General features: G+C 60.3%; 11 protein-coding genes and 3 pseudogenes. 10 read left to right on the forward strand and 4 right to left on the reverse strand.

Annotated features, from left to right (window positions below; translation table 11 throughout):
* Positions 1-406: pseudogene (locus tag IM764_RS08285) on the forward strand (3'-5' exonuclease); the annotation flags it as partial.
* Between the two features lie 34 nt (positions 407-440).
* Positions 441-1,952: a threonine ammonia-lyase, biosynthetic gene (gene ilvA / locus IM764_RS08290; RefSeq protein ID WP_099297247.1), complete on the forward strand. Its 1,512-nt coding sequence runs from the start codon at positions 441-443 to the stop codon at positions 1,950-1,952.
* Here the strand turns inward: ilvA and IM764_RS08295 are convergent.
* Complete coding sequence (locus IM764_RS08295) at positions 1,949-2,611, reverse strand: amino acid-binding ACT domain protein (protein ID WP_099297246.1); 663 nt, start codon at positions 2,609-2,611, stop codon at positions 1,949-1,951. The two genes, ilvA and IM764_RS08295, sit on opposite strands and share 4 nt — an antisense overlap.
* A gap of 73 nt (positions 2,612-2,684) precedes the next feature.
* Here IM764_RS08295 and gatC point away from each other — a divergent pair, with 73 nt between their 5' ends.
* The 5 genes from gatC to IM764_RS08320 are packed head-to-tail and all read left to right on the forward strand — an operon-like array spanning position 2,685 to position 7,486.
* Positions 2,685-2,990, forward strand: coding sequence for an Asp-tRNA(Asn)/Glu-tRNA(Gln) amidotransferase subunit GatC (gatC, locus tag IM764_RS08300; RefSeq protein WP_099297245.1), 306 nt, complete (start codon positions 2,685-2,687; stop codon positions 2,988-2,990).
* 11 nt (positions 2,991-3,001) lie between these two features.
* Positions 3,002-4,510 carry an Asp-tRNA(Asn)/Glu-tRNA(Gln) amidotransferase subunit GatA gene (gatA, locus tag IM764_RS08305; RefSeq protein WP_194187523.1) on the forward strand — a complete coding sequence of 503 codons (1,509 nt, stop codon included), beginning with the start codon at positions 3,002-3,004 and terminating at the stop codon, positions 4,508-4,510.
* A complete protein-coding gene (locus tag IM764_RS08310; protein ID WP_194187524.1) occupies positions 4,500-5,450 on the forward strand; it encodes a hypothetical protein in 951 nt (316 codons plus the stop codon). The genes gatA and IM764_RS08310 overlap by 11 nt, the downstream gene beginning before the upstream one ends.
* 18 nt (positions 5,451-5,468) lie before the next feature.
* The gene (locus IM764_RS08315; RefSeq protein WP_099297241.1) at positions 5,469-6,107 is read left to right on the forward strand and encodes an NUDIX domain-containing protein; all 639 of its coding nucleotides are present in this window, start codon (positions 5,469-5,471) and stop codon (positions 6,105-6,107) included.
* 17 nt (positions 6,108-6,124) lie between these two features.
* Positions 6,125-7,486, forward strand: coding sequence for a DHA2 family efflux MFS transporter permease subunit (locus IM764_RS08320; RefSeq protein WP_228073657.1), 1,362 nt, complete (start codon positions 6,125-6,127; stop codon positions 7,484-7,486).
* 32 nt (positions 7,487-7,518) lie between these two features.
* On the opposite strand, the pseudogene IM764_RS10555 reads toward IM764_RS08320, so the two are convergent.
* Positions 7,519-7,719: pseudogene (locus IM764_RS10555) on the reverse strand (hypothetical protein); the annotation flags it as partial.
* Between the two features lie 40 nt (positions 7,720-7,759).
* Positions 7,760-8,005, reverse strand: a pseudogene (locus IM764_RS10560) (Dyp-type peroxidase domain-containing protein); the annotation flags it as partial.
* Positions 8,006-8,044: 39 nt separating this feature from the next.
* On the opposite strand from IM764_RS10560, the gene IM764_RS08330 reads away from it, so the two are divergent.
* From IM764_RS08330 to gatB, 3 genes are all read left to right on the forward strand, one after another.
* Positions 8,045-9,073, forward strand: a complete 1,029-nt coding sequence (locus IM764_RS08330) for an ATP-dependent 6-phosphofructokinase (protein ID WP_099297240.1) — start codon at positions 8,045-8,047, stop codon at positions 9,071-9,073.
* A 458-nt stretch (positions 9,074-9,531) separates the two neighbouring features.
* Positions 9,532-10,470 (forward strand): bile acid:sodium symporter family protein, encoded by a 939-nt coding sequence (locus IM764_RS08335; RefSeq protein ID WP_099297238.1) that lies wholly within the window; start codon positions 9,532-9,534, stop codon positions 10,468-10,470.
* Positions 10,471-10,520: 50 nt separating this feature from the next.
* On the forward strand, positions 10,521-12,038 hold the full coding sequence (gene gatB / locus IM764_RS08340; protein WP_194187525.1) for an Asp-tRNA(Asn)/Glu-tRNA(Gln) amidotransferase subunit GatB: 1,518 nt from the start codon (positions 10,521-10,523) through the stop codon (positions 12,036-12,038).
* Here the strand turns inward: gatB and IM764_RS08345 are convergent.
* The gene (locus IM764_RS08345; protein WP_194187526.1) at positions 12,035-13,024 is read right to left on the reverse strand and encodes a glutathione S-transferase family protein; all 990 of its coding nucleotides are present in this window, start codon (positions 13,022-13,024) and stop codon (positions 12,035-12,037) included. The genes gatB and IM764_RS08345 overlap by 4 nt on opposite strands.
* Positions 13,025-13,067: the final 43 nt, after the last annotated feature.

Raw genomic sequence — 13,067 nt, forward strand, 5'->3', positions numbered from 1 at the left:
GTGGGAGGGCGGGGCAACTCTCATCGTCTACAACGCGACATATGACCTCAGCGTCCTACGGGCACTCGAACCCTCCTTCACGGTAGATGGGCCGGTGTTTGATCCGTTTGTCGTCGATAAGGAAAAGAACAAGTTCCGTAAGGGCAAGCGCACGCTGGAGAATGTGTGCGCACACTACAACGTGCCTCTGGACAATGCGCACGAGGCCACGGCCGATGCCGTTGCGGCGGCTCGCGTGGCGTGGAAGCTCACCCGGGAATTTCCTGAGCTTGTGGAGATGACTTCGGACGAGCTGACGCTGGCGCAATCCACGTGGTACTACCAATCGCAAGTGGAGCTGCAGGCGTGGTTCGAAAAGCAGGGGAAAAATACATCTGTTAATAACAATTGGCCGATTGCGAGTTAACGCTCACTAAGCCACGTAGCTAAGATTGTCTTCCATGACAGGCGCAGACTACTTGAAGAGCATCGTGGCAGCTCCCGTGTATCGGGTCGCCAAGCACACGCCCCTGGAGAGCATGAACAGTTTGTCCATGCGCAGCGGCAACTCGGTGTTGATTAAGCGCGAAGACTTGCAGACCGTGCACAGCTTCAAGATCCGCGGCGCGTTCAACCGGATGGCGCAGCTCAGCGAGTCCGAGAAACAGCGCGGGGTAGTAGCCGCATCTGCTGGTAATCACGCGCAGGGCGTGGCTTTGTCCGGCACCGAGCTGGGCATCCGGACCATTATCGTGATGCCGGTTACTACGCCGAGCATCAAGGTAGACGCGGTGCGCGGCTTCGGGGGAGAAGTGCTGCTGCACGGCAACAACTTCGACGAGGCCAAGGCCAAGGCCATGGAATTGTCCGAAACTGACGGCATGGTCTGGGTCGCTCCTTTCGACGACGAAGCCGTCATCGCTGGTCAGGGCACGATCGGCCTGGAGATCTTCCAGGACCGTTCGGATGTGGACCGCGTATTCGTCCCCGTTGGCGGCGGCGGGTTGGCCGCAGGCATCGCCGTGCTGCTCAAGCAACTGCGCCCCGAGATCCAAGTCATCGGCGTGGAGCCGGTGGAGTCCGCGTGCCTGAGCGCCGCCCTCGAGGCCGGACATCCCGTCCCGCTGGATCATGTGAGCCTGTTCGCCGAGGGCGTGGCCGTGCGCGAGATCGGTGCGGAGACGTTCCGGGTGTGCCAGGAGTTTCTGGACGACGTCATCACCGTCACCTCCGATGAGATCAGTGCCGCGATCAAGGATATTTTCGACGACACCCGCGCCATCGCCGAACCAGCCGGCGCAGTCGCACTGGCTGGCCTCAAGCGCTACGTGCACGAGCATGGCATCCAAGGCGAGACGCTCGCCGCAGTGCTCTCTGGCGCCAACATGAACTTCCACTCCCTGCGCTACGTCTCCGAGCGTGCGGAGATTGGCGAAGGAGGGGAGGGCATCTTCGGCGTGACCATCCCCGAGCGCGAAGGCGCGTTCTTGGAGTTCTGCCAAGTCCTGGGTGGACGCGCGGTCACGGAGTTCAGCTACCGCGTTGGTTCCCGCAATTCCGCGCGCATTTTCGTGGGCGTCCAGCTCAAGCAAGGCTCCCAGGAGCGCGAGGCCATCACGAGGGACTTGGAGGCCGCAGGTTACGGGGTAGTGGACCTCTCCACAGATGAGATGGCCAAGGAGCACGTTCGCTACATGATCGGTGGGCAGCCGCCGGTAGAGGTATCAGAAAACACGCTGAGCTTTGAGTTCCCAGAGCATCCCGGTGCTCTGCAGCACTTCCTGGAGATCCTCGGCACCCGATGGAATATCACGGCGTTCCACTACCGTAGCTTCGGCATGGACTACGGCCGTATCCTCGCCGCGTTTGAGAACGTGGAGAATGATCCCGAGTTCCAACATCACTTAGAGCAGCTGGGATACCACTTCAAGGATGTCACGGACTCCCCGGCGTACCGCTTCTTTATGCGCTAGTTGAAGAACGCGCCCACGATGGTGCTCAGCTGTTCCAGTCCCTCCAGTTCGGAGAGCAGGAAGTCCGGACCACCCGGGCGGCCGATGACCAGCAGCAGGTCCGTTCCCTTTATGGGGGTCGCGGCCAAGGATGAGTCCATGACCGTCCAGTTATCCGGGATCCATTCCTCGCGCTCTGGGTTGAGCACGCGGGTCTCGGTCACGGGGGCAGAATCCAACACCTTGCCGTTATCAGCTGGTGCCGCAGCGGAAGCCGCCACGCGGGTGGTGGTGGGCTCGCTGCGCAAAACAATCGCCCAGCCCGCAGTCATGGACTTAGGCAAACCGTCCATCATGATGTCCAGCGCTTGATTGACATCGTGGCGTCGGGAAGCAACGGCAGCAAGCATCTGCACCTGGCCGCGACGATCCACCGTTCCCGAATACGGACGGATGGAATCCACGTACACACCGGCGATTTCTTGGGAGGCCGTGATCAGTGCGTCCGGGAGATGCTGGCTGGGCAGCTGGACGATGATGTCATCGACAACCACGCCGTCAGCATCGTGCCCCACGATATCCACGCCAATAATATTGGCGCCCACGTTGCCCAAAGCGACAGCCAGCAGTCCCAGAGAACCGGGGGCATCGGGCATACGTACGCGCATGAGGTAAGACATGCGCCCGAGTTTAGCCATCTCCCAGACACCCCGTGAGACCGCACCCCAACCAAGTATCGCTAAACTAAAACGCATGTCTGAGATTTCGCGCGATGACGTAGCACACTTGGCCCGCCTGGCCCGCCTGAGCTTGAGCGATGCCGAACTAGAGGAATATGCCACCCAGATCGACGGAATCGTCGATCACGTGGCCGCCATTCGGGACGTGGACACTGCCGATGTGCAGCCACTGAGCCACCCCACGCAAAACGTGGACGGCGACGTATCCGTGATGCGTGACGACGTGGTGATCCCCTCGCTGACCGCCGAGCAGGCCCTGGACCAGGCGCCCGCCAGCGACCAGCAGCGTTTCCAAGTTCCCCAGATCCTCGCCGACTAACAGGAGATTCCATGACTGCCCAAAACCAGTATGTCGTCGGCGCACAAGATAGCGCGGACTACACCACGTGGACTGCCGCTGACCTGGCGGAAAAGATCCACGCTCGCGAAATCAGCTCCGTCGAGGTAACCGAAGCGCACCTCAACCGCATTAGCGAGATCGACGGAGACATCAACGCTTTCCTGCACGTCGGTGCGGACGAGGCCATCGCCGCAGCGACCTCCGTGGACGAAGCCCTGGCGGCGAGGGAGACCCCTACTAGCCCGCTGGCCGGTGTGCCGCTTGCGCTGAAGGACGTCTTCACCACCACGGATGCGCCCACTACCTGTGGCTCCAAGATGCTCGAGGGCTACATGAGCCCTTATGACGCGACCGTCACCATGTCGCTGCGCGCCGCCGGAATTCCCATCCTGGGCAAGACCAACATGGACGAGTTCGCGATGGGTTCCTCCACGGAGAACTCCGCATACGGCTCCACCAAGAATCCTTATGACCTCGAGCGCACCCCAGGTGGCTCCGGCGGCGGTTCGTCCGCAGCGCTGGCCGCAGGTATGGCTCCGTTGGCTATCGGCACGGACACGGGCGGTTCCATCCGCCAGCCGGCCGCGCTGACCAACACCGTGGGTGTGAAGCCCACCTACGGCACAGTGTCCCGCTATGGCTTGGTTGCTTGCGCTTCCTCCCTGGATCAGGGTGGCCCCACCGCGCGCACGGTGCTGGACACCGCGCTGCTACACTCTGTCATTGCAGGTCATGACCGTAACGATTCCACCTCCTCCCAGCGCCCCATCGCGGACGTGGTGGGTGCCGCTAAGGCTGGCGCCTCCGGCGACCTCAGCGGCGTGAAGCTGGGCGTGGTCAAGCAGTTCGAGCGCACCGAGGCAATGCAGCCAGGCGTGCTGGAGGCCTACCATGCCAACCTCAAACAGCTGGAGTCCCAAGGCGCGGAGCTGGTGGAGGTCGATTGCCCGAACTTCGACCACGCCATGAACGCCTACTACCTGATCCTGCCGTGTGAGGTCAGCTCTAACCTGGCCCGCTTCGACGGAATGCGTTACGGCCAGCGCGTAGGCGATGACGGAACGCACTCCGCCGACGAGGTCATGAGCCTCACCCGCGCCCAAGGCTTCGGCCCCGAGGTCAAGCGACGCATCATGCTGGGCACCTACGCTCTGTCCGTGGGCTACTACGATGCCTACTACCTGCAGGCACAGCGCGTGCGAAATCTCATCGCCCGCGATTTCCAGGAGGCCTTCAACAAGGTCGACGCCATCGTGGCACCGACCACCCCGTCCACCGCGTTCAAGCTCGGCGAGAAGATCGACGATCCCCTAGCGATGTACATGTTCGACTTGTTCACCCTGCCGCTAAACCTCGCTGGAGTATGCGGAATGTCCGTTCCTGGCGGCATGGCCAGCGATACCAACATGCCAACCGGCCTGCAGATCATGGGTCCGGCACACGGCGACGATCGTCTGTACCGCGTCGGTGCTGCGTTCGAGGCTGGTCGTGGACGATAAAGTCCAGGAATTCTGGACCTGGTGGAACGGCAGTGGAGCGGAACAGCTCGCGAAGATGTTTCGCGAGGAGATCCCGCAGGATGAGGCAGTGTTCGCCGAATTAACCGACCGCGTCCAGGCCATCGCTCCGGGCTTGACGTTCGAGTTTTCCTCCGGCGAGAGTTCCGAGTTTGTGCTCACGGTGACCTCCGAAGGCGTGGCCGAGTTCCGCGGCCCCGCGCGTCGATGGTTGGACGCCGCCCCCGCACCGGATGCCACGTGGGCATATTCCGATCTACGCCTGCCCAAGGATGACTTCGGCATCCTCATGGGCGATCTCGATGTAAAATCCAGCGACCTCCGCTTCACCATCGAACCCGGCCAATCGGTACTCAACATCGGCATGTATCACCCGGCATTCGAGCAGCTCAGCGAGGACACCCAACCGTCGCTAGCACAGCTGGGATTCGTACTGTTAGATAGCGTGCTCGGCGAGCGCAACGTGGAACTGTGGGTCGGGCAGATCGACTGGCTCCAGCACCCTGGTCCGGAGCTTCTTGTTTCCGACGCCAAGGCCGTCGTCGCCCAGCTGGAAGCCCGATTCCCAGTAGAAGGCGAAGGCAACTGGGTGGTATTCGAGTCCCACCAGGGCGAAGAGCATTACGTGGCGCGCGTTCGCCCACCCTTGAAGCCGCTCGCAGATCCCCTCAAAGACATTCACGTTCGTATTGAGGTTCCTTGCGTCGAAAATGAACTCGATGACCTCTTCGAACTCGAAGATCGGCTCATGGAGGTTCAGGGGGCGCGGCTCGTGGCCGTGGAGACGTTGGCAGGGGTGCGCACGTTCCATCTCTACACCTCGGGCGAACACATCGAATCGCTTCACGGCCTGACGCAGGAGCACTCTGGCGAGGCCGTTGTAGATCCCGGCTGGGTGCGCGTTTCCCACTTACATTTTTAAGTAGCTACGCTGGCGGGCATGGACAATCACGCTCACGATTATCGAGGCGATGGCTGGGCAGTCATGGCAGATGGAACGCGCTTTTGGGGCGTGCTTGGAGCCGCCGGGCTTTTTTTGGTCTCGCCGGATGACTACGTGCTGGTGCAACTTCGCGCCGCATGGACCAACCGGGGCGGCACATGGGCTGTTCCCGGCGGAGCGCGAAACCCGGGGGAGAGCGCAGCAGAGGCAGCTTTGCGTGAAACGTGGGAGGAAACGTGTGTGGAATCCGGGCACGTGAAGATTCTCGGAGAGTGTGTGACTGCGGAGTTCCCGCTCTCGCACGTGCTGCGACGGGAGCCGTTGACGGAAAAGGCACTGTTGGAGCGTGTGGAATTGGGCGACGAGGTCTTCCACCCAGACCACGGCGGTCAGGGAATCATCGGACTGGGCAACCACGGCTGGTGGGAAATCAAAGATGAGAACTTCGCCGAAGAGTGGACTTACACCACAGTGATCGCGGAGTGCGATGAGCAGCTGGCGTTCACCGCGACCAGCGAGTCTTCGGATCTGGCGTGGTATCACATCGACAAGCTGGAGGAGCTGGATCTTCTTCCCGCGTTCAAGGACGCGCTGCCCACTCTGCGCCGGGAGCTGAAGCGGCTGAGTGCCAAGTGACGTATCCCGCTCTACCTTTGGCTTTGCCCCAGGCATGGCGTTGTGTCATCGCGCTGTGCATCGGCTTTTTCATGATCCTGCTGGATCAGACAATCGTCACGGTGGCCACGCCTGCGATTCAGAAAGACCTTGGAGCTGACTACGGGCAGATCGTATGGATCACATCGGTATACCTTCTGTGCTTTGCCGTTCCGCTACTGGTCACGGGACGTTTGGGGGACAGGTGGGGGCCGAAACGCCTCTACATCGCGGGCATGACGCTCTTCACGGTGGCTTCTCTGTGGTGCGGCCTAGCGGGCTCTATCGAACAACTCATAGCTGCTCGCGCGGTGCAGGGATTGGGCGCCTCATTGTTGAGCCCCCAGACGATGAGCGTGATCAATCGGGTGTTCCCGCGCGAGCGACGCGGTTCCGCGCTGGGTGTGTGGGGTGCGACTGCCGGTCTGTCCACCCTGCTCGGGCCCATTCTGGGTGGCGTGATCACCAGCGCGGCCAGTTGGCACTGGATCTTCTTCATCAACGTGCCCATCGGTGTGGTATCCGTGGTGATGGTGTACCTGTGGGTGCCGCGCTTTAAGCCTTCGGACAAGCCCATCGATGGGGTCTCGATTGGGCTATCGATCCTGGCGATGAGCGCGTTAATCTTTGCGATCCAAGAGGTGCAGCGGGCGTGGTGGATCTGGATTCTGTTCCCCGTTGCTGCGGTGTGTGCCTTCTTTTTCATTCGACGCCAAGCTCGTGTCACCGGCAGGGATCCTTTAGTTCCACTGTCGCTATTTGAGCGGCGTTCGTTTACCTTCGGCAACGTGTCCATCTTCACAATGGGCTTTGCGATTGCCGGAATGATGATCCCCATCATGCTCTACGTACAGCAGGTGCGCGGTTTGGATCCGCTGTACGCGGGATTGTTAATGACCCCAATGTCCGTGCTGAGTTTCCTGCTCAGCCCGTTGGTGGGGCGGGCGACTGACCGGATGAGTCCGCGGCCGTTGGCGATGACTGGTTTTGGGCTGATGGCCGTGGGCGTGGCGATGATCGCAGGAATGATTGCAGCAGGAATTAACGTGTGGTGGATTTTGCTGGCCAACGTGGTCTTAGGCGTGGCAAGCCCGCTGATCTGGGCACCGAATTCCACCTCTACCTTGCGGGACTTGCCCGGCTCCATGGCTGGTGCTGGCTCTGGTGTCTATAACTCCACGAGGCAGCTAGGTTCCGTGACGGGCGCTGCGGTCATCGGTTTGATTTTGCAACTGCCCATCGGAGATTCACCCGGGATTGCCTTCGCCGTTTCGCTTGTGCCTGCCGTGATTCTGCTGGCTGTTGGCATGTGGGGCGCTACAGCGAGCCGAGAAATTCCTAAGAACAACCCGCCGGTGTGAGCAGTGGAGAAATCCAGAATGCGGTCGTGATCAGGATTGCCAATGAACATGTTCCGAAGCATCCGCTCGATGCGGCCAAGGTTCTTGGTATAGCCGATGAAGTAGGTACCGAACTCCTTGTCGCCGATGGATCCGAACGGCATGTTCGGCCGCAGCGAATTCTGGATTCTCCGAACCATCCACGACACCCAGCAGGTCTCGATCATCGAATAACTTAAAGCCGTGCGCCTCATCCACAACCTCTGCACGGCCTTCCAAGCGTTGGCTGATCAACGTTGCCAACTGGAAACACAGATCCAAGTGATTGGTTCGCAAGTGGGCTAGCAGGTCACCCAGCGTGGATACGGCGGCGTGTTCGGCGTCGGGAAAAAGACGGTCCCACAACCCACTACCGATTCCCACCACGCTCAAAAGATTGTCCGCAGGAGCGCGGAACTCTACGCTACGGGTGAGACCAGGCAGAGCGCGCTGGGGCGGGGCAGGCCTTTTGCGATGGTGTGGCGGGAGTATAACTTGCATACCCAGCGAAGGCAGAGGGTTGTCGCTAGACTGAAAAGTATGCGAATTGCGACCCTGACCAGTGGTGGAGATTGCCCCGGCCTCAATGCAGTGATCCGCGGCATCGTACGAACGGCAACTGGTTACGGTGCCAACGTGGTGGGGTTTGAAGACGGTTGGCAAGGGTTGCTGGAGGACCGTCGAGTGCAGTTGTACGACGATGACTACATCGACCGGATCCTCCGACGTGGCGGAACCATCCTCGGTACGGGTCGCCTGCACCCGGACAAATTCAAGGCCGGCATTGAGCAGATCAAGGCCAACCTGAAGGACGCGGAGATCGACGCGCTGATCCCCATCGGCGGCGAGGGCACACTCAAGGGGGCGAAGTTCTTAGCGGACAACGGCATCCCTGTGGTGGGGGTGCCGAAGACTATCGATAACGACGTCAACGGAACCGATTACACCTTTGGTTTCGACTCCGCTGTGGCGGTTGCCACGGATGCCATCGACCGTCTGCATACCACCGCAGAATCCCACGACCGCGTGATGATCGTGGAAGTCATGGGGCGGCACGTGGGATGGATCGCTCTGCACGCGGGCATGGCCTCCGGTGCGCACGACATTCTGATTCCCGAAGTGCCCTTCGATATCGACGACGTGTGCCGGAAGATGGCTCGCAGGTTCCAGCTGGGCGAGAAATACGGAATCATCGTGGTGGCTGAAGGCGCACTTCCTAAGGAAGGCACACTAGATGTGGCCGAACGCGAGGTGGACCAGTTCGGTCACGAGAAGTTCGAGGACATGAGCGGTCTGATCGCCCGCGAGATTGAAAACCGCCTGGATACCGAAGTGCGGTCCACCGTGCTGGGGCACGTGCAGCGCGGCGGCACACCCACCGCATTCGACCGCGTTCTGGCGACTCGCTTTGCCGTCAATGCCACCAAGGCGTGTATTCGCGGGGACTTCAACAAGGTGGTCGCACTCAAGGGTCAACACATCGAGATGATTGGCTTTGACGAAGCAATCGGCTCGCTGAAGCAGGTGCCGATGAAGCGCTACGAGACAGCGCAGTCACTGTTTGGCTAAAAGTTACCGGCAGTTTACTCGCGGAATCCCGTGGGCCATTACCTGCGGCAACCGCGACGAAGATTCCAACGAAGATGCAGGTACCGGCGTGTACGAACGCCACATGGTAGATTTCGTTCGCCAGTACAAGCACAACCTGAACCCGGAAGCACCTGACAGGGAATACGGTCACTCTGATGCCCAACTGCTTGTGGGTTCCTCCAGGCATGGCAACCGTGCCGCGTTTGCCATATGGTTGCTAGATTCCGGCAACTACTTGCCCGGGCACGGGCTTCGCTCCATACGGGTTGCACGACGGCACGTGACAGCAGAACACCTTGCGCGGGGCGCGCGTGTTCGAGCTCAACGAGAACTCGGAGCGCGTTTACGAGTCCCACCCGCGTGGACATGAACCCCAAGAAGCAGCCAGTGGATAGCCCTGCGGAACTTCCGGAGTACGTGAAGCTACCCTGAGTCTCATGACGTCTTCAGGTTCTACTCAGCCCAGTATCTTAAGCTCTCTTGGTTTTCCCATCCTGGTAATCATCGGGGGAGTAATTGGTTACTTGACGGGAGACGGGGCCGCATCCCTGAGCTCGTGGGTCACTCCGCTGCTGGGACTGATCATGTTTGGCATGGGGCTAACCATCAAACCTGGAGACTTCGTGGTGGTTGCCAAGCGTCCCTTGCCGGTGCTCATCGGCGTAGTGGCACAGTTTGTCATCATGCCGCTGGTGGCGGTTCTCGTGGTGTGGATGCTGAGTTTGCCTCCGGAGATCGCCGTGGGCGTGATTTTGGTGGGCTGCTGCCCAGGCGGAACCAGCTCGAACGTGGTGAGCTACTTGGCTAACGGCGACGTGGCGCTATCGGTAGCGATGACCACCGTGTCCACTCTTCTAGCACCCCTGCTGACACCTGCGCTGATGCTCATGTTGGCAGGGCAGTACATGGATGTATCCGTGCAGGCGATGGCACTGAGCATTCTGCAGGTGGTCCTCCTGCCGGTGGTTGCAGGGTTGGTGATCGCACGCTTTGCTCCGCGGGTAGTGGAACTGGTGGGGCCGGTATTGCCCTGGGTATCCGCGCTAGCTATCTCCACGATCGTGGCGATCGTGGTGGGCGGAAGTAAGAGCAACATCGTTACCGCGGGCGCGCTGGTGTTCGGTGCCGTGATTTTGCACAACGCGATTGGTTACCTGCTGGGATACCTGACTGGCGTTGCTACCAAACAGCCGATTCCGGCACGCCGCACCATGGCTGTGGAAGTGGGAATGCAGAACTCCGGGCTGGCGGCTTCCCTGGCCAGCTCGTACATCAATCCGCTGGCAGCCCTTCCCGGTGCCGTGTTCTCCGTATGGCACAACATCTCCGGCGCGATCCTTGCGGCCACGGTTCGCTATAGCGATATGCGCAAGTAACAGTTGGGCGCTGCATTACAAGATGTAGCCGACGTATTAGGATGGCTTGCATGACTGCGCCTGTCTACGACTACTCCGATGACGTGATGGACTTCGACGAAGTGCTGGAGCGCTTCGACCCAGTAATGGGTATGGAGGTCCACGTTGAGCTCGCAACGAAGACCAAGATGTTTTCCACGTCTTCCGCCGAGTTTGGCGACGAGCCAAACACCAACGTGGACCCCTGCAGCCTGGGCCTTCCAGGCGCGCTGCCCGTGGTGAACAAGCAGGGCGTGGAGTGGGCTATCAAGATTGGCCTGGCTCTGAACTGCGATATCGCGCCGTTTTCTCGCTTCGCCCGCAAGAATTACTTCTACCCGGATCAGCCGAAGAACTACCAGATCAGCCAGTACGATGAGCCCATCGCTCACGACGGCTACCTAGACGTCACCCTCGAAGACGGCACCGAGTGGCGCATAGAGATCGAGCGCGCGCACATGGAGGAAGACACAGGCAAGCTCACCCACCTCGGTGGCGCCGGTGGCCGCATTCACGGCGCTACCGCGTCTCTGGTGGATTGCAACCGTGCTGGCGTGCCGTTGATCGAGATCGTCACCAAGCCCATCGAGGGTGCTGGGGAACGTGCTCCCGAGGTGGCCAAGGCGTACGTGTCCGCGCTGCGTGATTTGGTTAAGGCGCTGGGTGTTTCCGACGCCCGCATGGACCAAGGATCAATGCGCGTAGACTCCAACCTCTCCCTCCGGGAAAATGGCACCACCGAGTTCGGTACCCGTACTGAAACCAAGAACATCAACTCGTTGAAGTCTGTAGAGCAGGCTGTGCGTTTCGAGATGCAGCGCCAAGCCGCCTGCCTGGTTAATGATGTAGAGATCATCCAGGAGACCCGTCACTACCAAGAGACGGACGGAACCACCTCCAAGGGTCGCCCCAAGGAGACCATGGCGGATTACCGCTACTTCAACGATCCGGATCTGCCACCCGTGCTGGCTCCTGCAGAATGGGTAGAAGAAATTCGTTCTACTCTGCCCGAAATGCCATGGATTCGCCGTGCCCGAATCCAGAAGGAGTGGGGACTCAAGGATGAGGAGATGCGTGACCTTGTCAACGCTGGTGCGCTGGATCTCATCATCGAGACCGTAGAAGCTGGTGCGGCTCCCGGCGAAGCTCGTTCGTGGTGGGTTTCCTACCTGGCAGGCAAGGCCAACGAGGCAGGTGTAGAGCTCACGCAGCTGCAGATCACTCCTGCGCAGGTGGCTCTGGTAATCGCTCTGGTCAGCGAAGGAAAGCTGACCACCAAGCTCGCCCGTCAGGCGGTGGACGGAGTGATTGCCGGGGAGGGTGACGTCGATAAGGTCGTTGCTGAACGTGGACTGGAAGTTGTCCGCGACGACGGCGCCATCGAGGCGGCAGTTGACGAGGCCCTCGCCGCTAACCCAGACGTGGTGGAAAAGTACAAGGCCGGCAACACAAAGGTCACCGGCGCTATTGTGGGAGCGGTCATGAAGGCAACCCGCGGTAAGGCAGACCCAGCGCAGGTCAACCAGCTGATCGCCAAGAAACTGAGCTAGGCGAAAGCGCCCTTCTCATCATCGGAGAAGCTCTCTTCTGACGGGTTAGGGCCAGGCGCGGTGCCGTTGGCACCCCAGGTCTCGCCCGGGAGTTCGGTGCGATCGTGCACCGCATAGTAGCTCGCAGGATTCGGCCCCACGGGAACCACACCCGTGGGGTTGATGTCTGTGTGGACCAGGAAGTAGTGGTCTTTGATCTGCTGGAAATTGGTGGTATCGCCGAATCCAGGAGTCTGGAACAGGTCACGGAGGTATCCCCACAGGTTGGGCATCTCGGCGATCTTGTTCCGATTGCACTTGAAGTGGTTGTGGTAAACCATGTCGAAGCGAATCAGGGTGGGGTAGAGGAAAACGTCTGCCAAAGTGAGTTGGTTGCCCACGAGGTAACGACGATCGCTGAGGCGCTCCTCGAGCCAATCGAGGGATTCAAAGAGCTCGTTGAATGCCTTTTCGTAGGCCTCCTGGGAGCCTGCAAAGCCTGCCTTGTACACGCCGTTGTTGACAGTGTGGAAGACGCGATTGGCTACTTCGTCGATTTCCTCACGGAGTTCTTCTGGGTACAGGTTCGGGGCGCCTTCGCGGTGGAAATGAGTCCACTCAGTGCAGAAGTCCTTGACCATGGTGCGGAAATCATTAGTGACGACTGCCTGGGATTCGATCTCCACGAGCACCGGAACTGTGATGCCCTTGGGGTAGTCCGGGTAGCGATTGAGGTACGCGCTGCGCAGCTGGCCCATCTTCAGGACGGGATCGATGCTGTTGGGGTAGAGGTCGAAGGTCCACGACTTCCAGTCGTGAGTGGGCCCGGTCAAACCCAGGCTGATGGATTGCTCGAGGCCGAGGAGCCTGCGAGTGATAATCGCGCGGTGGGCCCACGGGCAGGCTCGGGCGCCGATGAGACGGTACGTGTCCGCTGCAGGCTGTGCGCGGTCGTCGATGTAGTTCATGTCGCGGTCGTAGCTACCGCCGGTGGCAACGTAGGCCATGGGGGACTCCTTGTGGTTGAGGTGATGTAGTTCCAGCCTACGT

The sequence above is a fragment of the Corynebacterium sp. ED61 genome (assembly GCF_015233855.1).
Classification (GTDB): domain Bacteria; phylum Actinomycetota; class Actinomycetes; order Mycobacteriales; family Mycobacteriaceae; genus Corynebacterium; species Corynebacterium dentalis.

Bases quoted from the DNA above. Each gene is read 5' to 3' on its own strand.
- ilvA (WP_099297247.1), top strand. From the start codon at position 441: ATGACAGGCGCAGACTACTTGAAGAGCATCGTGGCAGCTCCCGTGTAT.
- IM764_RS08295 (WP_099297246.1), bottom strand. From the start codon at position 2,611: ATGTCTTACCTCATGCGCGTACGTATGCCCGATGCCCCCGGTTCTCTG.
- gatC (WP_099297245.1), top strand. From the start codon at position 2,685: ATGTCTGAGATTTCGCGCGATGACGTAGCACACTTGGCCCGCCTGGCC.
- gatA (WP_194187523.1), top strand. From the start codon at position 3,002: ATGACTGCCCAAAACCAGTATGTCGTCGGCGCACAAGATAGCGCGGAC.
- IM764_RS08315 (WP_099297241.1), top strand. From the start codon at position 5,469: ATGGACAATCACGCTCACGATTATCGAGGCGATGGCTGGGCAGTCATG.
- IM764_RS08330 (WP_099297240.1), top strand. From the start codon at position 8,045: ATGCGAATTGCGACCCTGACCAGTGGTGGAGATTGCCCCGGCCTCAAT.
- IM764_RS08335 (WP_099297238.1), top strand. From the start codon at position 9,532: ATGACGTCTTCAGGTTCTACTCAGCCCAGTATCTTAAGCTCTCTTGGT.
- gatB (WP_194187525.1), top strand. From the start codon at position 10,521: ATGACTGCGCCTGTCTACGACTACTCCGATGACGTGATGGACTTCGAC.
- IM764_RS08345 (WP_194187526.1), bottom strand. From the start codon at position 13,024: ATGGCCTACGTTGCCACCGGCGGTAGCTACGACCGCGACATGAACTAC.